This window comes from Streptomyces sp. NPDC020490, from assembly GCF_044335305.1.
GTDB lineage: Bacteria > Actinomycetota > Actinomycetes > Streptomycetales > Streptomycetaceae > Streptomyces.
In genome coordinates this window covers 142,988-165,178 of sequence record NZ_JBIRUY010000003.1, presented here as the reverse complement: position 1 = coordinate 165,178, position 22,191 = coordinate 142,988, and the positions used below count along the sequence as shown (strand labels likewise).

Sequence of the window (22,191 nt, the reverse complement as noted above, 5' to 3'; positions counted from 1 at the left end):
TGGGACAGAGACGTCAAGTCTGGCCGTTCACGATGCCGGGCCGCAGGTTTCACGCCGATCCGTGACCGTCCGGCAACAGCGCGCCGCCGGTGAGCCCGGTGCTGAGGAGACGTGTGACGTCCTCGGCGGCCTGGTCTGCCCGGCGGGCGGCGGTGCGCAGCTCGTGCAGGTGGCGGAAGGCGGCGCCGTAGCGCTGCTGTTCCGCGAGTGGGAGCAGCGGAACGCGTAGCCGTCGGGGGTCCACCCGGATGATGGATGTACCGGTGGCCGCGGCGTTGACGTTCTGCTCCGCCGCGAGGAACCCGGCCAGGAACCAGGGGTCGAGCCGGCGCCGGTCCGGGCGGAAGAGCAGCAGGTGGGGACCAAGGAGGCAGTCTGCCTCGGCCTGCTCGACGACCCGGGCCACGGCGGCACGCCCCACCCGCAGCATCTCTGTGAGCAGTACGTCGTTCTCCCGGAGCAGGGGAAGGGTGACGCCGGTGTGAAGGTCCGCTTCCGTTCCGGAGGCGGGTCGGTTCTTCAGTACGTCGGCGGCCGTGAGTGCCGGTCGTCCGCCTACTTCCGGATCGGGCTGCGGCTGCGGTTGGCCGCTACGGGTGCGGCGGCCTGCCGGCGCGCTGCGAAGGAGACTGAGAGCGCCGCCGCGTAGGAGATCCGCGACCGTAGCGGTGCGCCAGTCGCGGGGGCGGTCGTCGGCCGGCGGCCAGTCGCCGTCGGCGCTGAGGCCGGTCAGGTCCCTTGCGACTTGGTGTAGCTGGCCGTACAGGTCCGATGCCTGCCGGGCCAGCAGGGCGGGGCGGAGGGCTTGCCGGGAGGCCGTCCGGATGTGCCGGGCCGGAGTCAGGTCCACGGCCTCGGTGAGGAGATCGGGGATCGGGACGGCGCCCGAGACACCTGGGGCTCCTGTGAAGCCGTCCTGGTCGGCGAGGTACGGCCGCCATGCCGAGAGCACCGTGTCGTCGACGGCGGCCCAGTCGAGGTCCCGGTTCTCGGCGGCGGCATCGACGAGCAGGACCGTCTTCGGGGCGTCAGCCTGGGGGTCGGGCCGTTCGAGCACCCACAGGTGCAGACCGATGTGGAGCGGGGTGGCCGCGCCCTGGGGAAGTGAGACGACCGCGCGGAGGGCTCCGTCGCGTACGAGCTGGGCCCGGATACGCCGGCCGGCGGTGCGTTCCGCGACGGCGGGCGGCATGAGGAGCACGGCACGGCCGCCGGGAGCCAGGTGGGTCAGGGAGTGCTGGACCCAGGCGAGTTCGGGTTCACCCTTGGGCGGCACGCCGTAGGCCCAGCGCTGGTCGTACGCCAGGTCCTCGTGCCCCCAGTCACGGACCCCGTACGGGGGATTGCACAGGACGGCGTCCGCGGTGAGGCCCTGGAAGGCGTCGGAGCGGAGACTGTCCCCCGTGCGTACGGTGATCGCCGCCTCGGGGGCGTTCAGGCGTAGCCGCACTGCGGCCTGGGCGGCCTGGGCGACCAGGATGTCCTGGCCGTGCAGTTCGGTCGCGCCCGCGGATGCCGCCGCTGCGAGCAGCGATCCGGTGCCGCACGCGGGGTCGAGAACGCTCGCGGGGTAGGCGCCCGCGCTGTCGACCAGGAGTCGGGCCATGAGGTCGGCCAAGGGGCGCGGCGTGACATAGGTGCCGGTGGCGCCCGTGTCCTCAAGCAGGCGTTCGGCCAGGACATTCGTCGCAGCCTCGGCGCCGTTCACGGAGATGCATCGCACCAAGGCCCTCAGCGGCCCGGTCACGTCGGCGCTGCAGGTGGATCTCGCGATTCCGGGGATACCGTCGGCGTCGGCGTCCGCGGCCGACCGGATCCATCGCAGCAGTGCGTCGTCACGTAGTCCTGGAAGGGCCTCGCGCTCTCTCCGGCCCAACCGGGCGGCGGCGAGCACCGCGGGGAGCAGGCGCAGGGCCAGTTCGCCGTCGCCCGGGTGGGCGCGCAGCGCGGTGCGGAGTTCGTCCGCCGGCGTGTCCTCGGGGAGCTGGCCACGGGCGGAGAGCCAGGCGCGTACGGCGTCGAGGTCGTAGGTCGGGCTGGTGTCCGTGCCTCCCGCCGGGGCGGGGAAGTCCGGGTGCCGGCGACGCCAGTTGCTCACCGTGGCTCGGGTGACGCCGGCCAGCCGGGAAATGTCGGCGGCGGTCACGAGGGCGCTGGCCTGCTGGTTCATGGGCTCCTGCCGGTGACGTGGGGAGGGCGTGCGGGACGGTCCCACTCTATACCGACATCCAACCGACGTGAAGCATTTGACAGTGCTTTCAGTTGTCGCTGTACTGGATGTGCTTTCACCGGCCCTCCCTGCTTCCCCGGGGCTCTCGGGCTTCCCTCTGCCTTCAACACCTCGGAATGGAGCGGCGCCATGGCCTCCAGCACCTCCAGCACCTCCAGCACGTCCAAGCGCACCCTGTACCGCCTCACGGGCGTCGCTCCCACGGCCGACGCGATGTTCGACGTCCTCGACCCGGAGCGTCTCGCGGCCGTCGACGCGGAACTGGCCTTCCCGGAGGAGCGGTTGGGTGTTCCCGCGTTGCTGGTCACGGGCAGCTTCGAGCAGCCGGTGGCGAGTTGGTGCAGCGAGATCAGCCGCACGACGGGGTGCGAGGTGTCGCGGCCGGTGAACCGGTCGGCCGGGCTGCTGATGCTCGCGGTCGACGGCGAGGTGTACGCCATCGGCTACGACCAGGGCTTCCGTCTGGTGCCCGACCGTGTCAAGGACCGGCGGTTCGGGCTGAGCTTCGTGACCCGCAGGGTGGATCCCGCCCAGATCCGGGACCTGGTCTCGCACACGCCGGGCGGCGGCCGTACCGACATCACCCTGGTGCCCGGCGGCACTCCGGTCTGGAGCCTGGGTGTCCAGGAGCACGCGCAGATCGTGCGGCGGCTGGGCGGCCGGCTGGAGGGGATCGAGCTGACGATCGCCCAGGACAGCCGTACGAAGATCACCAGTGTCGAGGGCGGTACCGGGCTGCGGCTGCGCCTCGGCGTCGAGGCCGAGGACCTGGTCGCGGACATCCGGGCCATCGCCCGTGTCCTGAGGGACGAGGCCCCGAGTCCGGAGCTGGAATTCGTCGAGCACATCGTCCCCGTCAAGGACGACGACCTCGTCGGGCTGCTGAAGGAGCGGCTCGACGACATGCTCGGCGAGCCGCCGGACGGACGCATCACGGTCGCCGTCCCCTCCGACCACTGGGACGACTACGCCGCCGCCCAGGCGTTCGCCACCAAGGTCGACAGCAAGCAGGCGCACCTCACCGACGACTTCAGCCTGGAGTACGTCCTCAACCGCGCCCGCGTGCACAGGTCGGGTACGCGCTTCGCCGCGCTCCGGGACGGCACGGTCACCCTCTACTCGCACACCCGGGCGGAGAAGGGCGACGTCATCCGGACGTCGCAGGTGCTGCGCTGGATCGAAGCGCAGGTGTCGCTCGGCGCCCGCCGGTTCTTCCTGCTGGACGGGCAGTGGTACGAGATCGGTGAGGCGTACCTGGAGGCGATCCGTTCGCAGGTGGAGCGGCTCATCACCGGAACGCCCTCGGTCGACCTCCCGGCCTGGGCGCTCGGGGACCGGGAACGGGACTACAACGAGTCGGTGCCCGACCTGCGGCCCGGGTACGTCTGCTTCGACCGGGACAACATCCGGACCGCGCTGCACCGGGGCAACGGCGTGGAGATCTGCGACCTGCTGAGCCCGGACGACGTCCTGGTCATGGTGAAGCGGGCCAAGGGCTCCGACGCGCTGAGCCATCTGTTCGGCCAGGCCGTGGTCGCCGTTCAGACCTTGCTGCACTCGTCGGAGGCCATGGACGGGTTCGCCCGGAAGGTGGCCGCGGCCCGGCCCGGTCGGCCCCTGCCGGAGGGCTTCCGGCCGGCGAGGGTCGTCTTCGCGATCCTGCTCAAGGACGGAACCGACCTCACTGCCGACACGCTGTTCCCGTTCTCCCAGGTCACCCTCGTGCAGACGGCCAAGATGCTCGAGGCGTGGGGCGTCGCCGTCGAGGTCGTCGGGATCCAGGCCACGGCGGTGCGTCCGGCGAGGCCGGGGATCCGTCGTCTGGCCGCGTAGTGGGGCACCCTCGTCGGACGGTGCAGCCGTCCGCGCCCCGTGAGCGCGACGTGCGCATGCACCTCTCAACGCGTGCGGATTCTCAGCAGAGGTCCGCCAGTGCGGCCTCGGCGGCCGCCATGACCGTGCGGGTCTGGTGTTCCACCTGATGGTGTACGGGCACCCAGCGCAGGACCAGGGCCTTCTCGAAGTCCCTGCACCACCCGGTGAAGAGTTCGTCCAGATCGCGGTACAGCCCGGGGGCGGCGGCGTCGTCCGCCGTCTCCAGCAGTCGCAGAAGAAGGCCCGCGGCGCGCAGCGGCTGGCGGCGGGCCACCACGTCCAGGGCGCTGACCTGGGCTGTGGTGATCCGCCGGGGATCGTCGGCCGCCTGCCGGATGAGCGGTTCCCAGGACTCGGCGACCATGTCGTACAGACCGCCGGCCATCCACTCCAGCACGCGTCCGAGCGGGCTGTCCTGGGCCGCGGGAAGGAACCCGCGCGCCTTGTCGAGGACGGCGGTCACCTGCTGTCCGCCGTCCCTCACCAGGCAGGACAGGCCGCGCAGCAGCGAGGCGGCGTCGGGGTGGGGGGACAGGTCGTCGGCCAGGTCGGTCGCCCACATGGGCACTTCGACGATCGCCGTGACGCCGCCGTACCGTCCGGGCGCGCACCAGGTGGACGCCCCGATGTTCTCGGACCCGGCCGCCAGTCGGGCGGTGCTGTCGGGCGGAGGCAGGACGTGGATCCCGGGGCTGGGGTTCTCCCAGTACAGGGCGTCGAACGTGCCGTGCTGGACCGGAATGCCGAGTTGCGCGGCGGACGTCTGGAAGGGGGTGGCCAGTCCGGGCAGGCCACGGGTGAGCTGCACCCAGCTTCCGCCCGCTTCGACGCCGTGCAGCGAACACTGGAGGAACGGCCGTAGTTCGTCGATCACCTGGAACAGTGCCTGGCTCTCCGGAAGCTGCCGCGATTCGATCGGCGCCCACTCGGGCTGTTCCGCGGCGACCGGGCGGTAGGCGGTGCGGTAATAGCTCTCCGGGGTGGGGGCGGCTCCGGCCGTCGCCGCTTCGATCCGACGGGTCAGCGCGGCGCCGTCCGGGTCCAGGCACAGAACGATGTCCCAGGTGACGACGGCGGGGTCGGTCGCGGGGGACCGCGACGTGCCGCGCGCCACCTGCTCCGCGAGGGCGATCGCGGTCGTGCCGCCGACCGGCTCGTCGGGGTGTGGGCGGGCGACCACCAGGATGTGGCGCGGCCCGTGGCCCACGGAGAGCATCACGATCGGACGGCCGCCGCGGGACGTCCCGATCCGGCGCAGACGGCCGGCCCCCGGAAACCGGGAGACCAGCCGTCGCGCCGACTCGTCGACCTCCGCGACCGTGAGGTAACGGTTGATCATCCGCGTCGGATCAGGCGCCGCCGTTGCCCCCGCTGTCGCTGGTGGTCTCCTTCTTGTCCAGCGGACGGATCTCGATCTTGTTGCTCATGTCGTGTCCTTCCGGTGGTGGCGGTGATGCGCTGTGCTTGCGCGCTGCGGTCGAACCGCAGCGGCCGACGTGCTCTTGCCAGCGTTCGCTCGGCGGGCAACTCTTGTCAATGTCCTTTGCAGTCAAGGTAGTTGGGAATGACGTGCGTGGCGCGAAGATGACGGTACCCGAGATGCGGCGGCCTCGGATCAAGCCGGAGCACCGGGCTTATCGGACCGTCGACGGCCACGTGCGGATCGGGAGCGTCGTCCACGGCATCGGTGCCGAGATCAGGGATCCCGACGGCTGGGTGTGGACGCTGGTCGACGCCATGGACGGGACACGTGACGCCGGGGGCGTGGTCGCCGAGGTGGCCCGTCGGCACCCGGGGCTGCGGCTGCCGCACCCGGACATCGTCCAGGCCATGACGGATCTGACCATGGCCGGCTACGTGGAGGACGCCGGTGCCGCGCCGCCGGCGGAGCTGTCCGAGCGGGAACGCGAGCGGTACAGCAGGGGCATGACCCTGCTGCGCTGGATGGACCTCCGCCCCCGGGAGAGCGCCTGGGAACCGCAGGTGCGGCTGCGCCGTTCCCGGGTCCTGCTGATCGGCGTCGGCGGCACCGGCGGAGCCGCCGCGCGCGACCTGGTGGCTTCCGGTGTGGGGCGGTTGCACTGCGTGGAACCGGATGTCGTCGAACTGTCCAATCTGAACCGGCAGACCCTCTTCCGTGAGAGCGACCTCGGAACGCCCAAGATCGACGCGGCGCTGACCGCGCTCCGCGCCCTCAACTCGGATGCGGCGGTCACCGGCGAGCGACGTGAAGTGCGCGGACCGGCCGATCTCGAAGACCTGCTGAGAGGCACCTCCGGCGGCTGCGGCGACAGGCCGGCCTACGACGTGTTGCTGCTGGCCGCCGACCGCCCTGCCGTGATCCGCCGATGGGCCAACCAGGTCTGCCTGGCCTCCGGTACGCCCTGGGCCGAAGCGGGCTATCGCGGTCCGCTGGTGAGCGTCGGGGTCTTCAGCCCCGGCCGGGGCGGGTGCTGGGAGTGCCTGCGCCGCACCGAGATCGAGCGGCGCGATCTGCGCCTCGCGCCCGGCCAGGACGAGAACGCCGCCTCGCCCCGTATGCCGTGGAACCCGGTCAACGCCGTGACCGCGGGCCTGTCCGGCAGTCTGCTCGCCCATGCCGCTCTCATGCTGCTGTGCGGGATCCCGCAGATCGATCCGGGATGCCGGTTCGGCCTCAACCTCATGATGCCCGGCGACCCGATCATGCAGCGGTCCGAGCGTCGCCCCGACTGCCCCGCCTGCCGGGCACGGCCGAAGGCGGACCCCGGACGGCGGGAGCCCTCGTGACGGACGCCGCGGCGAAGGGCGTGGAGGACATGGAGGACGTACAGGACGCCGAGGACCTTCCCCGGATCGAGCCGTCGACCCACGTCCTGCTGCATGACCTGGGGGTACGGCGGGACGGGGACGAGTGGATCGTGGGCCGTATGAGCACCCGGACCTTCGTCGCCATGCCGGCGGCCGGGGCACGTGCGGTGGAACTGCTGGGCGAGGGGCTGAGCGTGGCCCGTACGGAGCGGACCCTGCGGGCCGAGACCGGCGAGGAGTTCGACATCACGGACTTCATCAGGGATCTGGCCGCTCTGGGATTCGTGGCCCGGATCGGAGACCGCCCGGTCCCGGACGTCGAACCTCCCCGCGCGTCACTGCCGTGGCTGCGCCCCCAGCAGGTCCGGTTCGCCCTGTCCCCGGTGCTTCCCCTGCTCGTCGGAGTGCTGCTCTCGGCCGCGGTCGCCGTCCTGGTGCGCCGTCCCGACCTGCTTCCGGGCTATCGCGATCTGCTGTGGAGCCCGCACGGCAGTCTGGTGCTGCTCAGCGGAGCGGCGGCCGGATGGGCGCTGCTGTTCGCCCATGAGCTGGCGCACCTGGTCACCGCACGCGCCGTGGGCGTGCCGGGCAGGATGCGACTGGGCACCCGGCTGCAGTTCCTGGTGATGCAGACCGACATCAGCGGTATCGAACTCGCCCCGCGACGCCACCGCCTGACGGCCTATCTGGCCGGTATCGCCCTCAACCTGTCCGTCGCGTCGGCCCTGGTCATCGGCCTCGCCGTGACGGACACCGGGACGACGGCCCACCGGCTGCTGGCCGCGGCCCTGCTGCTGGCTCTGATGCCGTTGCCCTTCCAGCTCATGGTGTTCACCCGGACGGACCTGTACTTCGTCCTCCAGGACCTCACCCGGTGCCGGAACCTGTACGGCGACGGGCTCGCCTACGCCCGGTACGTGTTCCGGCGGGCCGTACGGCTCCCACGTCCCGGCGGGACGGCAGACGCCGATGACCCGAGCACCCGGCTGCCGCCGCACGAGCGCCGGGCCGTCCGCCTCTACAGCGTGGTCCTCGTGGCCGGCACGGTGGCCTGCCTGGCCTTCATGGCCGCCGTCACCCTTCCCGCCGACATCACCTTGCTGGTCCGGGCCGCCCGGGGGCTGGGCCCGGACCACGGCGTCGCGCGCAACACCGACTCGGCGGCAGTGCTGGTCACCCTGGGCGGAGTCAACGTCCTGTGGCTGGTCACCCGGTGGCGCGACCGCCGTTCACGCCGATCCGGCGGATGACCCGACGGCCGGCTGCGCCGCGTCCGGCGGCCAGCCGGACCGGGCAGGGCGTGAACGTCGTCGGCTCCCAGCTGACCGACCGCGGATCCCGCAGGAGCGCTCGCGATGAGGGCATCCGGTCGGGTCGACGGGTGACCCGAGAGCAGGGTTCAGGAGGCGTAGACCGTGGAGCGGTGTCCGACGTGGACGACCCACACCACGAGTTCGCCATTGTCGATCGTGTAGATGACGCGGTGGTCGCCGACCCGGAGGCGGCGTCGGTCAGGCTGAGAGACGAGGGCCGTGGTGTTGAAGCCCAGCGGGTCGCTCTCCAGCTCGGTCAGCTTGACCAGGATACGCAGGGCCATGTCCCGCGGGATCTTGCGCAACTCGGCCTGCGCCTCGGGCCGGAAGACGGTGCGGTAGTCACTCACTGCGCGCCAGCGTCTCCCTCATGACCTCCTCGATCGGGATGCCGGGCTCCGGACTGGCCATGCGCTCGTCGATGATCCGGTTGATCTCGCGCTCTTCCCATTCCTGGTACTTGCGCAGCACCTCGATGGACACGACGGCAGCGACCTGCTTTCCCCGCCGAGTGATCACGGTGGGTACATCGTCGCGATCGGCGCGCTCCACGACCTCGGCCAGGTGTGCCCGGACATCGCGGATCGACTCTATGGGCAGTGGGTGCGTCATGCGCTCGAAGGTACCAAGTGTCACGCGTGTACACAAGTGGAGGGGTGTCCGCAGGGGCGACTGAACGGCTGGTCGGCGGGCAAGGCGTCGTGATCCTCGTGACCGTCGTCGCTGCCGGACGCTCGGCCCGTCGGCGCCCCTCGCCGGCCGGGGAGAGGGGCCGCTCGGTCAAGCGGGGTGTGAGATGTGTCACGTCTCGCGCAAGTCGCCGGAAGCTGACCAAGATCAAGCGCTCTGAAGCTCAAGTAACCCTCAGGAGCAGGTGACTTGCTGGGGATCCGGGCGGATGGGCGGGCGGGGGCCCGGCATGATGGTCATGCAAAGGCAATCCGGGGCGGACTTGTGCCGTGCGGGGCCGAGAAGGAGGAACGCGCTTGTCACGCCAGGTACTTACGGTCAGCCCGGAGGGACCCGACGGCTTTCGGACGATCGGTGAGGCGCTGGCCAGGGCACGCAGCGGCGCCGTCGTCAGCGTGGCTCCCGGGACGTACGCGGAGAACCTGACCATCACCACCCCGGTCACCATCGTGGCGGAGCAGGCCCGCGGCAGTGTCCGGATAGCGCCGCGCCGGGGCAGCGCGCTCGTGCTCAAGGCCGAGGCCGCCATGCTCACCGACCTGGTGTTCCAGGGACGCGACGAGGAACTCCCGGTCATCGACGCGCCGCGCGGGCAGGTCGCCATGCAGGGGTGCGAGGTCACCGGCTCCGCCTGGACGGCGCTGCTGGCCCGGGCCGGCGGCTCGCTCGCCCTGCGGGACTGCCGGGTCAGCAATCCCGGCGGCGCCGGGGTCGTGGTCACCGCCGTGGTGGAGAGTTCCGTCGAGTCCTGCACCATCGAGCACCTCGGCACCTCCGGCGTGGTCGTCGGCGAGAGCGGGCGGCTGACCCTGCGCGGCTGCACGGTCCGCGACGCCCGCGGCAACGGCGTCCTCGCCAACGGAGAGGCGCAGGCCTCGGTCGAGGACTGCGACATCTCCTCGACCGACAAGCCCGCCGTCGCCCTGGAGGGACACAGCACCACGCGGGTGCTGCGGACCGTGGTGCACGACACCAGCACCGGGGTCCAGCTCGTCAGCCAGTCCCGGACGGAACTCGAGGACGTGCGGGTCACCGCCACCACCGGCGCCGGCATCGTGGTCAGCGGCGGCAGCGACCCGGTGGTCCGCCGCTGCCGTACGGCACGCACCAAGGGCAGCGGGCTGCTGGTCACCGACCGCTCCCGGGGGACGTACGAGGACTGCTGGCTGGACGCGGCCCAGGCCCCCGCCCTCCGGGTGAACGGGCACTCCTCGCCCGTCCTGGTCGGCCTGACCGTCAAGGACTGCGCGACCACCGCGGTGCTGCTGGAGGAGGAGTCGGCCGCCGAACTGGACCGGCTCGACGTCACCGACGCCCAGGGCGCCGGCGTCTCCATCCGCACCGGCGCCAACCCGCTGATCCGGCGGGCCCGTGTCAACGCGCCGCGCGGGCACGGGGTGGAGGTCCTGAAGGACGGCCGGGGCCGGCTGGAGGACTGCACGGTCGAGCGGGCCGGGCGCTGCGGTGTCCGGGCCGAGGACGACGGCAACGTCTACGTCGGCGGCGGAGCGGTCCTCGCGCCCGCCGCCGGCGGTGTGTCGGTCGGAGCCGGCGGCATCATGACGGTGCGGGACCTGGAGATCAGCGGGGCCGAGGAGTCCGGGGTCGCCGTCGAGGGCGGCGGCGAGCTGACCGCGACCCGGCTCCGGGTGGCCGGCAGCGGCCGGCACGGCGTCCTGGTCGCCGACGGCGGCCGCGGCTCGTTCAACTCCTGCGAGATCAGCGGCAGTACGCAGGACGGTCTGTGCGTCGAGTCGACGGAACCGGTGTCCGTCGTCAACTGCACCGTCCGGGACAACGGCGGCGGCGGACTCGTACAGTCGAGGCCCGGTGAGCGGCTCGCCGTCGAGGGACTGACCAGCACCGGCAACGGCAGGCCGGACGCCTGGGGCGCCGACGGGACCGACGGCGGCCCGCACACCGCGGGGCAGGACGGCGAGGAGGCCCGGCTCACCCGGGCGGACGGCCCCCTCGGCGCCCTCGACGCGCTGATCGGACTGGACAACGTCAAGCAGCAGGTGCGCACGCTGGTCAACCTGACCCGGATGGCCCAGCGCCGCGCCAAGCTCGGCATGTCCGCTCCGCCCATGGGCCGGCACCTCGTCTTCGCGGGTCCGCCCGGCACCGGCAAGACCACCGTGGCCCGGCTCTACGGGGCGGTCCTCGCCGAACTCGGCGCACTGCGTTCCGGACACCTGGTCGAGGTCTCCCGGGCCGACCTGGTGGCGCAGGTCATCGGCGGTACGGCCATCAAGACCACCGAGGCGTTCAACCGCGCCCTGGGCGGCGTCCTGTTCATCGACGAGGCCTACACCCTGCTCTCCGACGGCCGCGGTTCCGGCGCCGACTTCGGCCGGGAGGCGGTCGACACCCTCCTCAAGCTCATGGAGGACCACCGTGACGACGTGGTGGTCGTGGCCGCCGGGTACTCCGCCGAGATGCAGGACTTCCTCGCCTCCAACCCGGGTCTGGCCTCGCGTTTCTCCCGGACCGTGGAGTTCGAGAACTACGCGGTGCCGGAACTGGTGGCGATCGTGGAGAGCATGTGCGCCGGGCACCAGTACGTGCTCGACGACGCCACCCGCAAGGCCCTCGCCGTGCACTTCGAACGCATGCCCAGGGACGCGGCCTTCGGCAACGGCCGCGCCGCCCGCCAGGTGTTCGAGGAGATGGTGGACCGCCAGGCCACCCGCCTCGCCACGCTCTCCGACATGACCGACCAGGACCTCCAGCTGCTCCTCCCCGAGGACATCGGCGAGGAGGCCGCCCGCGCGGTCGCCGACGAGGCCGGCGCGGGCCCGGGCGGCGACCCGCTGGCCCGCCTCGGCGACCTGGTGGGCCTGGCGGCCGTCAAGCGCGACGTCACCGACCTGGTCAACCTGCTGTCCGTCACCCGCCAGCGCGAGGCGGCGGGGCTGCCCGCGCCCCGCATCAGCCACCACCTGGTCTTCACCGGGCCGCCGGGCACCGGCAAGACCACGGTGGCGCGGCTCTACGGCGAACTGCTCGTCTCGCTGGGCGTGCTGCCGCGCGGTCAGCTCGTCGAGGTGGCCCGCGCCGACCTCGTCGGCCGGTACGTCGGCCACACCGCGCAGCTGACCCGGGAGGCCTTCGAACGCGCCCTGGGCGGCGTGCTGTTCGTGGACGAGGCCTACACGCTGACTCCCGGCGGGCCGGGTTCCGGGTCGGACTTCGGGCAGGAGGCGGTGGACACCCTGCTCAAGCTCATGGAGGACCACCGGGACCAGGCGGTGGTCATCGTCGCCGGCTACACCGAGGAGATGGAACGCTTCCTCTCCTCCAACCCGGGCCTGTCCTCGCGCTTCTCCCGGCGGGTGGAGTTCGCCGACTACTCCTCGGACGAACTGGTCACCATCGTGCGGCAGCACGCCGCCGCCTCCGGCTACGAGTGCGGGCCGGGCACGGGCCAGGTGCTGCGCGCGTACTTCGAGTCGCTCCCGCGCGACCGGTCCTTCGGCAACGCGCGGCTCGCCCGTCAGGTCCTGGAGGGCATGATGACGCGTCAGGCCGGGCGGCTGAGCACGATGGCCGCCCCCGGGCTGGAGGATCTGCGGCTGCTGCTTCCCGAGGACGTGGCGCCGGGCGGCCGGGCGGTGTCCGGATGACCCGAACTGTGGGACGGCGCGGCGGCCCCGTGGCCCGGCCCGGAAGCGGCGCCGGAAGCGGCACCGGCGGCATGCGCCGGCTGGGGCTCCGCCGGGCGGTGCTGACCCTCGTCACCCTGCTCTCCGCGTCGGCGGTGGCGGCCGGGCCGGCGACCGCGTCCCCGGCCGCGTCCGGGGATCCGGTACGGCTGCCCGTGATGCCGTCCCGGCTGTCGGCCGGCGCCGACTGCACCGGCGGCTCCGCCACGGTGGCCGAGGCCGTGCCCTGGGAACAGGTGAACCTGCAGCTGTCCAGGACAGAGCAGTTCGGCACCGGCGCCGGGGTGACGGTGGCCGTCGTCGACACCGGGGTCTCGATGGAGGCGCCCGCCCTGGCGGGCCGGGTCACCGCGGTGGGCGGGGCCGGTGACGACTGCGTGGGCCACGGCACCTTCGTGGCCGGGCTGATCGCCGCCGCCCCCGTGGACGGCGTCGGCTTCTCGGGAGCGGCCCGGCAGGCACGCGTCGTGGCCGTGCGGGGCACCGACAAGCGGGGCGCGGCGACGGACGGCTCGGTCGCGGACGGCATCCGGGCGGGGGTGGACGCCGGAGCCCGGGTGATCGTGGTGTCCCCGGCTCTCACCCGCGATTCCGCCGCCCTCCGGCGCGCCCTCGCCCACGCCGCCGCACACGACGCCCTGATCGTGGCCGCCGCGGCTCCCGACGCCCCCCGCGACGGCACGTCCTCCGCCGCGCCGCCCGCCGACTACTGGCCGGCGGCCTCGGACGGCGTGCTGTCCGTCGTCGACGTCGACGTGCGGGGACAGCGGCCGGAGGGCGCGTTCACGCCACGCCACGCCGACCTCGCCGCCCCGGGCGACGGCGTCCTCGGCATCGGTCCCCGTGGGCGTGGCCACTTCATCGGCTCCGGACCCTCGCTCGCCGCCGGGTACGTCGCCGCGGCGGCCGCCCTGGTGCGGTCCGCGCATCCGGACCTGTCCGCCGCCGAGACGGCGCGCAGACTGGTCACGACGGCCTACCCGGCGGACGTGCCCCGCCTCGACCCGTACGGTGCGCTCACCTTCGTGCCGGGCGCGTCCCCCGGCCCGGCGCCGGCCGACCGTTCCCGGCCGGTGCGTCTCCAGACGGACGAGGCCGGTGCCCGGGCGACGCGACGTGCCCTGTGGCCGGCCGGTGCCGCCGCCGGCCTGATCCTGGTGACCGTCTGGGCCGCCGTGATCATCCCGAAGGGCCGTGCCCGCCGATGGCGCCCACCCGGGAAGGACGCCTCGACGGCGGGCTGACCCCGGCCTGGCCCCGGCCTGGCCCCGGCCTGGCCCCGGCCTGGCCCCGGCCTGGCGCCGGCCTGGCGCCGGCCTGGCGCCGGGCGCGGCCGTGCGGGGCAGCCGTGCGGGTGGAGTGACGAGCCCGGCGCCGGCCACACCGGGCCCGCTCGTCACCGCCCGGCGGACGAAAGGGCGGGCCGATCGGCCCAGCGGCACCGAGCCGGTCCTGGTGGGCGGCGGCGGCCGGCGCCGCCCAGAAGCCGCAACGCGCCGCGTCGCCAGAGCGGTTGGGGTGCTGCGCGGGCGTGGTGTTCCGGTGCGGCTGACTGGTTGATCGCGGGGTGTCGGCGATGGACGCCTGGCGGGGACGAAAAGGTCCTCGCCGTCAAGGCGGTACGGGTGCTGTGTGGCCGTGGGGTTCGGGCGCGGCTGTCCGGTTGATCGCCGGGGTGTCGGCGGCGGATGCCGGGCAGGTGCGGCAACGGAGCTTGCAGCCGAAGCGGTTGGGTGCCGCCCAGGCATGGCGCCCGGTGGAGCCGTCCGGCCGCGTCGTGGCACGCGCGGGTATCGCCGTCCGGCCGGCGGCCCGGTACGCGTGGGCGTCGCCGAGCAGTCGGTCCGGCACGCGAGGGCGTCGCCGAATAGTCGGTCCGGCACGCGAGGGCGTCGCCGAATAGTCGGTCCGGCACGCGCGGGCGTCGCCGAGCAGTCGGTCCGGTACGCGTGGGTGTTGCCACCGGTCGATCCGGGCGGCGACGACACCGCAGCGACCGGCGACCGGTGAGGGGCGGCTCACCGCACGGCCGCCCCTCACCGGGCCGGGGGTCACGCCCCGGCCGGGTCCTCGCTGTCCGGTTCGTCCAGGAGTGCGGTCTGGATGAGGGTGCCCTTGCGGCGGGCGATGTACTGGGCCCGGCCGGGCGGCAGGTTGCGTGGCTTGACGGTGCCGAACAGGTAGCCCTCGGACGGCGGGCAGGACAGCAGCACTCCCGGTGTGTTGACCTCGTCCAGGCGCCTGAGCAGCGGGTCGTTCAGGCCCCGGCCCGCGCCGGTCGCGGACCGCATCACCACCATGTGCAGCCCCACCTCGTGCCCCAGGGTCAGATGGTCGGACAACGGGTCGAAGGGGTGGCCCACGGAGAAGCCGCCGCCGACCATGTCGTAGTCGTCGACGAGCACGAACAGCCGGGGACCCGTCCACCAGTCCGCGAGGCGCATCCGGCTCGGGCTGATGTCCGGTCCGGGCAGCCGGGTCGCGATGGCCCTGGCCGAGCCGTCGACCAGTTCCCGCAGGGCGTCCATCGACACCGCGTGCCCGAGGCGGTACTCCTCCGGCACCGCCTCGACCAGCGTGCGGCGGTAGTCCACCACCAGGATGCGGGCCTCGTTCGGGCTGTAGCGGGCGGTGACCGCCGAGGCGACCAGCCGCAGCAGGTTGGTCTTCCCGCTCTCCGTGTCGCCGATGCCGATCAGGTGCGGCGTGCGGCTGAAGTCGTGCCACACCGGCGACAGGGTCTCCTCGTCGAGGCCCAGCGGAACGCGCAGTCCGTCGCCCAGCTCCGGCTCCGGCAGCTCGGAGACGGACAGCCGGTGCGGCAGCGTCCGTACGGGCGGCGCGGCCGGGCCCGGCCAGCACCCGGCGACCCGCTCCACCAGCCCGGCCACCCCCTCGGTGAGGTCGTCGGCGCTCTCCCGGCCGTCGATGCGCGGCAGCGCGGCCAGGAAGTGCAGCTTGCCGTCCGTCGTCAGGCCGCGTCCCGGGCTGCGCGGCACGGTCCCGGCCTTGCGGATGTCCACCACCGAGTCCATGGCGTCGCCCAGCCGCAGCTCCAGCCGGGTCGCCGCCTGGTCGCGCACCTGGGGGGACAGCTCCAGCCAGCGCGCCGTGGCGACGGCCAGGTGGATGCCGAAGTTCAGGCCGCGCGTGGCGATCTGGTTGAGGGTGGGGAGCAGCGCGTCGAAGTCCTGGCGCAGCGTGCCCCAGCCGTCCACCACCAGGAAGACGTCGCCGTGCGGCTCGTCCGCGAACTCGCCGGCCGCGCGGCGCCTGCGGTAGGTCGCCATCGAGTCGATGCTGTGGTCGAGGAAGAACTGCTCACGCTGGTTGAGCAGAGTGTTCACCTCGGCCACCGTACGGCCCACCCGCTCGGCGTCGAGCCGGTTCGCCACGCCGCCGACGTGCGGCAGCCCGGCCAGCCCGGCCAGCGTTCCGCCGCCCAGGTCCAGGCAGTAGAACTGCACCTCGCGGGGGGTGTGGGTGAGCGCGAGGGCGGCGATCAGGGTGCGCAGCACCGTCGACTTGCCGCTCTGCGAACCGCCCGCCACCGCGATGTGCCCGCCGCTCCCGGACAGGTCCACCACGAGCGGGTCGCGCCGCTGTTCGAACGGCTTGTCCACCACACCCACCGGCACCCGCAGCCGGCCGTGTCCCGGCCAGTCGGCGCAGACCAGTCCGCGTTCGGGGTCCTCCGACAGGCCGGGCAGCAGTCCGTCGAGGGTGGGCGGCAGGTCCAGCGGCGGCAGCCACACCCGGAGCGCCGGCGGTCCGGCGTCCCGCAGCCGCTCCACGGCCACCGACAGCAGGGACGGCGCGTTCTCGTCCTCCTCCGCCGCCTCGGGCTCCGGCTCGGGCAGCGCGGCCGGTGAGCGCGGCACCACGTAGTCCGCGGTCCACGGCACCACCTGGCTGGCGACCCGGGCCCGGACCACCGCGCCCCCGCGCGACCGGTACGCCCCCGACACGTACGCCGCCCGGAACCGGGTCAGCGCCTCCACGCCGCTCTTCAGGAACCCGGCGCCCGGCTGCGACGGCAGCTGGTAGGCGTCCGGGACGCCCAGCACGCCACGGCTCTCCATGGCCGAGAAGGTGCGCAGGCCGATGCGGTACGACAGATGGCTCTCCAACTGGTGCATGCGTCCCTCGTCCAGGCGCTGCGAGGCCAGCAGCAGGTGCACCCCGAGGGACCGGCCCAGCCGGCCGATCATCACGAACAGGTCCATGAAGTCCCGGTGGGCGGCGAGCAGTTCGCTGAACTCGTCGACCACGATGAACAGGCTCGGCAGCGGCGCCAGCGGCGTTCCCGAGGCGCGGGCCTTCTCGTAGTCCAGTGCGGAGGTGTAGTTGCCGGCCGCCCGCAGCAGCTCCTGACGTCGTATCAGCTCGCCGTGGACGGCGTCCCGCATCCGCTCCACCAGGGCCGCCTCGTCCGCCAGGTTGGTGATCACCGCCGAGGTGTGCGGCAGCTCCTCCAGACCGAGGAACGTGGCCCCGCCCTTGAAGTCCACCAGGACGAAGTTCAGCGTCTCCGAGGAGTTCGTCAGCGCGAGCGCCACCACCAGGGTGCGCAGCAGCTCGCTCTTGCCCGAGCCGGTCGCGCCGATCAGCATGCCGTGCGGGCCCATGCCGCCCTGCGCCGCCTCCTTGATGTCCAGTTCGACCGGGGCCCCGTCGGCGCCCACCGCGACCGGGACGCGCAGCCGGGCCGAGCCCGTGCTGCGCCGCCACAACGCCGCCGGATCGTGGCGCCGCAGGTCGGAGATGCCGAGCAGGGCGGTCAGCTCCGTGTCCGTGGACAGCGGCTCGGCGCTCTCGGCGGTCAGGCCCATCCGGTACGGCGCGAGCATCCCGGCCAGCGCCCGGGCGCCGGCCGGGCCGACCGCGTCGGGGCGGCCCAGCAGCGTCGACTGCTCCTTGCGGCTGCGGTCGGTGCGCACCAGCCGCATCCCGTCCGGCCGCACGTCCAGCCGCAGCGTGGTGCGTCCCGGCCGCCACCGCAGCGTCTCCGACAGGTCGAGCACGACGACGTTGCGCAGGCCGGCGCCGTCGAGCCGGTGCCCGGCGGGCACCCGGCCGCCGTCCACCACGAGCACGGTGAACGGCTCGTCACGGCCGGGAACCGCCTCCGGGTCGAAGGCGGGCCGCTCGGTGAACTCCACGCCGAGCAGGTCCTCCAGGCCGCCCAGGTCGCCGGCCACCATGCGCGTGGGCCCGGCGCCGTCGTGCTCGTACGGGTGCAGGTTGTGCGGCAGCCACTTGACCCAGTCCCACTCCGCGCGCCGCTCGTCGCTGACGCACAGCGCGATCCACAGGTCCTCCGGGGCGTGGAACACCGCCAGCTGGCACAGCGCGGCCCGCACCAGGCCGCGTACCGCCGCCTCGTCGCCGCGCAGCAGCACCCGGGCCCAGGACCGCAGGTACAGCGCGATGGGCTGCTCGGGCACCGTGCTGTAGGCCCGCATGAACCGGCGCAGCGCGTGCGCGCACATCGGGTCGAGGTCCTCCACCGGCTTGGCGGACACCGGCGCCAGCCGCATCGCCAGCTGCTGGTCCCCGACGGCCACCCGCACCTCGGCGAAGTCCTCGTCCCGGGCGCGCCGTTCCCACAGCCGCGTGGTCCGCACCATGGAACGCAGGGTCCTGGGCTCGGGATGACGCCAGGCGAGTGCCAACTGCTGCTCCACGACCGCCCGGTGGACCTTGCGCCGGGTCTGCGACAGGTAGCGCAGGTAGTCCCGGCGCTCGCCGCGCAGCCGCTGTTTGCGCTCGCCGCTCCTGCGCATCACCTGGCCGACCACCATCAGGGCGGAGCCGACGACCATGACGCCCAGCGCCACGTACATCAGCGCACCCCCGCTTCCGCCGGGGCGCAGGAACGCCAGCATCATGGAGGCGGACATCATGCCCATCGGCAGGTAGGTCCAGACCGCCGAATTGTCCGGAACCGTTTCCGGCAGGGTCGGCGGCTCCTGGAGGGCCAATTCACCCTCGGGCATTTCCGGCCCGCGCCTGCGGGCAGGGCGGCGGAATAGGACGACGCTCAAGAACGGGCTCCTAACCGTGGCGCGCTACTCATGGACCGGGCCAAGAGTGCGAAATCCCCGGGGCGTTCACGAATGCTTCGGGGTGTCAGTAGTCTGCATCCGTTCAACTGCCAATACCAAGTACGTCGATGACATTCCTGGAAAGCGTGGCCCTCCAATGACTGACAGCCCGGTGGCGTCGCTGTGCCACCTCACCGTCCGTGCCCCGGCCAGGACCATCGACCTGGCCGTCCCCGCCGACGTTCCCGTCGCCGACCTGCTGCCCGCCGTACTGCGCTACTCCGGCGAGGAACTGGAGGAGAACGGCCTGGAACACGGTGGCTGGGTGCTGCAACGGCTGGGCGAGGCACCGCTGGACGACGAGGCCACCCTGGAGTCGCTCGACCTGAAGGACGGCGAGGTGCTCCACCTGCGTCCGCACGCCGACGCGCTGCCCGAGGTGCGGCTGGACGACCTCGTCGACGGGATCGCCGAGGTCACCCGCGAACGGCTGCACGGCTGGGGCCCGGAGGCCGGCCGCCGGCTGTTCCGCGCGGCCGTCGCGGTCTGCGTGCTGACCGCGCTGGGCGTGCTGGCCTGGCCCGGAGGCCCGGTCGTCGCCCGTGCGGTGACCGCCGCCGTGGCCGGTCTGCTGCTGCTGGCCGGGGCGGCCTCGGCCGGCCGGGCGGTGGGGGACGCGGCGGCGGGCGCGACCCTCGGCCTGCTGGCGGTGCCCTCCCTGGCACTCGCCGGCTGGCTGCTGCCCGGCGGCGACCTCTCCGGCCCGCACGCGCACCACGTCCTCGGCGCGCGGCTGCTGGCCGCGGGTGCGACGGCCGCCGGCGCGGCGACGCTGGCGGTGGCCGCGACGGCCGTGTACACCCCGCTCTTCATGGCCACGGCCGTGGTGGCGGTCGCCTCCGCCTGCGCGGGGGCCCTGGTGAGCGTCGCCGGCGTGCCGGTGGACGGCGCGGGCGCCGCGATGGCCGCCGTGGCCGTGCTCCTGGGGGCCTTCGTGCCCGCCCTGTCGTTCCGGCTCGCCGGCCTGCGGATGCCCCCGCTGCCCACCAGCGCCCAGCAGTTGCAGGAGGGCATCGACCCGTACAACGGCAGCGACGTCGCCACCCGGACCGAACTCGCCGGCGCCTGGATGACAGCCCTGTACGCGGCGACCGGCGCCGTCTGCGCCGGCTGCCTGGCCGCCCTCGCCCGGCAGTCCGGCCTTCCGGCGGGGCTGACCGCGGGCGTGCTGTCGCTGCTGCTGTTGCTGCACGGACGCGGCATGGTCAACGTGTGGCAGCGGCTGGCGCTGGTGATCCCGGGCCTGTGGGGAGGGTTCCTGCTGGCCGTCGCCACCGCGGCGCGGCTCTCCCCGGCCGACCGCCCGGGGCTCGTGGCGGGGCTTCTGGCGCTGGCCGCGGTGCTGGCCGTCGCCTCCTGGACGGTGCCGGGCCGGCGGATGCTGCCGTACTGGGGCCGCGCGGCGGAGCTGCTGCAGTCGCTGCTGGCGATCGCCCTGCTGCCGCTGACGCTGTGGGTGCTCGGGGTCTTCGGCGACCTCCGGGCCCTGGGCGGCTGAACCGCCGCGCATGCCCCTCCCCCGGGGCGGCTGACCGCCGCGCAGGCCCGGCGGGTCGCATGTCGTGCAGCCGCCATCACCCGGTACGTCGCCGAAGGCGGCCTCCGCTCCCTCGTCGACGACGGCCGAACCGCACAGAGAACGGAAAGGGAACGCCATCCCATGCAGTCCAAGCGCGACCAGGTCCAGGCCCATGCCTTCGCCATCGGCAGGCTCACCTCCGGCATGCTGCTCGCCGACCCGGACGCCCCGGAGAGCCCGCTGGCCCGTACCACGCGGGGCGCGGCCGTCGGAGTCCTCGTCGCCGCGCTCGTCGGGGCCGGCGCGGTGGTGTACGGGCTGATCTCGCCCGGCGGCGACGACTCGTGGCGGGCCTCGGACACCCTGATCGTCAACCGGGACACCGGCGGCCGCTACCTGTACCTCGACGGCCGCCTCCGGCCGGTGCGGAACTACGCCTCCGCCCTGCTGATCGGCGCGGGCGACCTGAAGACCACCGACGTGCGCGGCGCCTCGCTGCGCGGCACGCCGGTCGGAACCCCGGTCGGCATACCGGGGGCCCCGGACTCCGTACCGAGCGCGAAGGACCTGGACGGCGGCGCCTGGCACGTCTGCTCGGCCCCCCGGTCCGCCGCGTCCGCCGCCTCCGCCTCCGCCTCCGCCTCCGCCTCCGCCTCGGCCTCCGCCTCCGCCTCCGCCTCGGCCACGGTGACCACCCTCGTCGCCGGCGCCCCCGTGCGGAGCCGGCCGATGGCCGACGACCAGGCGCTCCTGGTGAGCGGTCCGGACAGGACGGCCTACCTGGTCTGGCGGGGCAGCCGGCTCCGGCTGGACCGGGCCTCCGGCGCGGCCGTCTCCCTGGGCTACGGCTCCGTCACACCGCGCCCGGTGTCCGCCGCGTTCCTGGACGCGATGGTCCCCGGCCCCGACCTCGCCCCGCCCGCCGTGCCGGGCCGGGGCTACGCCGGGCCGTCGCTGGGCGGCGCACGCGGCACGGTGGGCCGGGTGTACGTGGTGCGGGTGCCCGGCTCGGACCCCAAGTACTACCTGCTGCGGAAGGAGGGCCTGACGCCGCTCACGGCCACCGGGGCGGCGCTGGTCCTCGGGGATCCGGCGACCCGGGAGAAGGCCTACGGCGGCCGCTCTCCGAAGGCCGAGCCGCTGGGCGCGGACGTGCTCCGGGACCACCTCGCCCCCGGCGTCCGGTCGTCCGGGTCCGCCGGCTCCGCGGGGCTCCCGGACTCCCCGCCCCGGGTGGCCGGCGTGCCGGACGGGCTCACGGCCTGCGCCCAGGTGCAGGCCGTGGACGGGGTGGTGCGCGTCAGCACCGTCCTGGTGAGCCGGGACGGGCTGGCCCCCGCGGCCCAGTCGGCGCCCGGCGAGTCGGCGGCGGCGTGCCTGCCGGTGGACGCCGTGGTGGTCCGGCCGGGCCACGCGGCCCTGGTGCGCACGCTGGGCGCGGGCGGCACGGCGGTGGGCGGCACGGCGTACCTCGTGGCCGAGGACGGCGTGAAGTACCGGGTGACCTCCGGCGACGCGCTGAAGGCGCTGGGGTACGGGGAAGGGGACGCGGTCGCGCTGCCCTCTCCGCTGCTGTCCATGCTGCCGTCGGGACCGGACCTGGACACCCGGGCCGCGGCGGCCGGCGAGCCGACCGGGACCACCCCTCCCGCCTGCGGGAAGGCGCCCGACGCCCGAGGCCGGTGAGCGGCCCGGCTTCCTCCCGGGCGTCGCGGGCGGCGCAGAGGCGGTGCCGGTGTACGAACGTGCAGAGTCTGGAGGACCAATAGCTCAGATGTCCCTCAATTGAGAGCGTTCTCACGGTAGTTGGGCCCTACTCTCGTGCAGGTTCCTCCTCCCGGCGGTCACCGAGCGCGGACGACCTCGTGGTCGACGGTGCGCCCGGGGGTGCGGCAACCACGCGACACCCGTGAGCACAAGCCCGCACATTCCCCCACACTAAGGAAAGACCGAGTAATGGATCGGCCTCCCTTCCGCCCGGCAGTCGCCGTCTCGGCACGTC

The 22,191-nt window shown here is 73.6% G+C and carries 13 protein-coding genes; 7 read left to right on the top strand and 6 right to left on the bottom strand.

Going from position 1 to position 22,191, the window contains the following annotated elements:
- Window positions 1-49: 49 nt before the first annotated feature.
- On the bottom strand, window positions 50-2,170 hold the full coding sequence (locus ACH4ZX_RS05615; protein ID WP_398267932.1) for an N-6 DNA methylase: 2,121 nt from the start codon (window positions 2,168-2,170) through the stop codon (window positions 50-52).
- A gap of 189 nt (window positions 2,171-2,359) precedes the next feature.
- Between ACH4ZX_RS05615 and ACH4ZX_RS05610 the strand changes: the two genes are divergently transcribed.
- Window positions 2,360-4,063, top strand: coding sequence for a TIGR04141 family sporadically distributed protein (locus ACH4ZX_RS05610; protein ID WP_398267929.1), 1,704 nt, complete (start codon window positions 2,360-2,362; stop codon window positions 4,061-4,063).
- Window positions 4,064-4,145: 82 nt separating this feature from the next.
- On the opposite strand, the gene ACH4ZX_RS05605 is transcribed toward ACH4ZX_RS05610, so the two are convergent.
- Both ACH4ZX_RS05605 and ACH4ZX_RS05600 read right to left on the bottom strand, forming a co-directional pair.
- A complete protein-coding gene (locus tag ACH4ZX_RS05605) occupies window positions 4,146-5,441 on the bottom strand; it encodes a M14 family zinc carboxypeptidase (RefSeq protein ID WP_398268400.1) in 1,296 nt (431 codons plus the stop codon).
- 13 nt (window positions 5,442-5,454) lie between these two features.
- On the bottom strand, window positions 5,455-5,658 hold the full coding sequence (locus tag ACH4ZX_RS05600; RefSeq protein ID WP_398267926.1) for a hypothetical protein: 204 nt from the start codon (window positions 5,656-5,658) through the stop codon (window positions 5,455-5,457).
- A gap of 31 nt (window positions 5,659-5,689) precedes the next feature.
- Here ACH4ZX_RS05600 and ACH4ZX_RS05595 point away from each other — a divergent pair, with 31 nt between their 5' ends.
- Entirely contained in the window at window positions 5,690-6,874 is a 1,185-nt protein-coding gene (locus ACH4ZX_RS05595; RefSeq protein ID WP_398267923.1) for a HesA/MoeB/ThiF family protein, read from the top strand.
- A gap of 29 nt (window positions 6,875-6,903) precedes the next feature.
- Window positions 6,904-8,145: a hypothetical protein gene (locus tag ACH4ZX_RS05590; protein WP_398268398.1), complete on the top strand. Its 1,242-nt coding sequence runs from the start codon at window positions 6,904-6,906 to the stop codon at window positions 8,143-8,145.
- A gap of 149 nt (window positions 8,146-8,294) precedes the next feature.
- Here ACH4ZX_RS05590 and ACH4ZX_RS05585 read toward each other — a convergent pair whose 3' ends face one another.
- Complete coding sequence (locus tag ACH4ZX_RS05585) at window positions 8,295-8,558, bottom strand: type II toxin-antitoxin system RelE/ParE family toxin (protein ID WP_398267920.1); 264 nt, start codon at window positions 8,556-8,558, stop codon at window positions 8,295-8,297.
- Complete coding sequence (locus ACH4ZX_RS05580; protein WP_398267917.1) at window positions 8,551-8,820, bottom strand: type II toxin-antitoxin system Phd/YefM family antitoxin; 270 nt, start codon at window positions 8,818-8,820, stop codon at window positions 8,551-8,553. Before ACH4ZX_RS05580 ends, ACH4ZX_RS05585 begins: the two co-directional genes overlap by 8 nt.
- Window positions 8,821-9,194: 374 nt before the next feature.
- Between ACH4ZX_RS05580 and ACH4ZX_RS05575 the strand changes: the two genes are divergently transcribed.
- Entirely contained in the window at window positions 9,195-12,524 is a 3,330-nt protein-coding gene (locus tag ACH4ZX_RS05575; protein ID WP_398267914.1) for a right-handed parallel beta-helix repeat-containing protein, read from the top strand.
- A 71-nt stretch (window positions 12,525-12,595) separates the two neighbouring features.
- Window positions 12,596-13,807: a S8 family serine peptidase gene (locus tag ACH4ZX_RS05570; protein WP_398268395.1), complete on the top strand. Its 1,212-nt coding sequence runs from the start codon at window positions 12,596-12,598 to the stop codon at window positions 13,805-13,807.
- Window positions 13,808-14,614: 807 nt separating this feature from the next.
- Here ACH4ZX_RS05570 and eccCa read toward each other — a convergent pair.
- Window positions 14,615-18,562, bottom strand: coding sequence for a type VII secretion protein EccCa (eccCa, locus tag ACH4ZX_RS05565; RefSeq protein WP_398268392.1), 3,948 nt, complete (start codon window positions 18,560-18,562; stop codon window positions 14,615-14,617).
- Between the two features lie 205 nt (window positions 18,563-18,767).
- Here eccCa and eccD point away from each other — a divergent pair, with 205 nt between their 5' ends.
- Both eccD and eccB read left to right on the top strand, forming a co-directional pair.
- Entirely contained in the window at window positions 18,768-20,168 is a 1,401-nt protein-coding gene (gene eccD, locus ACH4ZX_RS05560) for a type VII secretion integral membrane protein EccD (protein WP_398267911.1), read from the top strand.
- Window positions 20,169-20,330: 162 nt separating this feature from the next.
- The gene (gene eccB / locus ACH4ZX_RS05555) at window positions 20,331-21,875 is read left to right on the top strand and encodes a type VII secretion protein EccB (protein WP_398267908.1); all 1,545 of its coding nucleotides are present in this window, start codon (window positions 20,331-20,333) and stop codon (window positions 21,873-21,875) included.
- The last annotated feature ends 316 nt before the right edge of the window (window positions 21,876-22,191 follow it).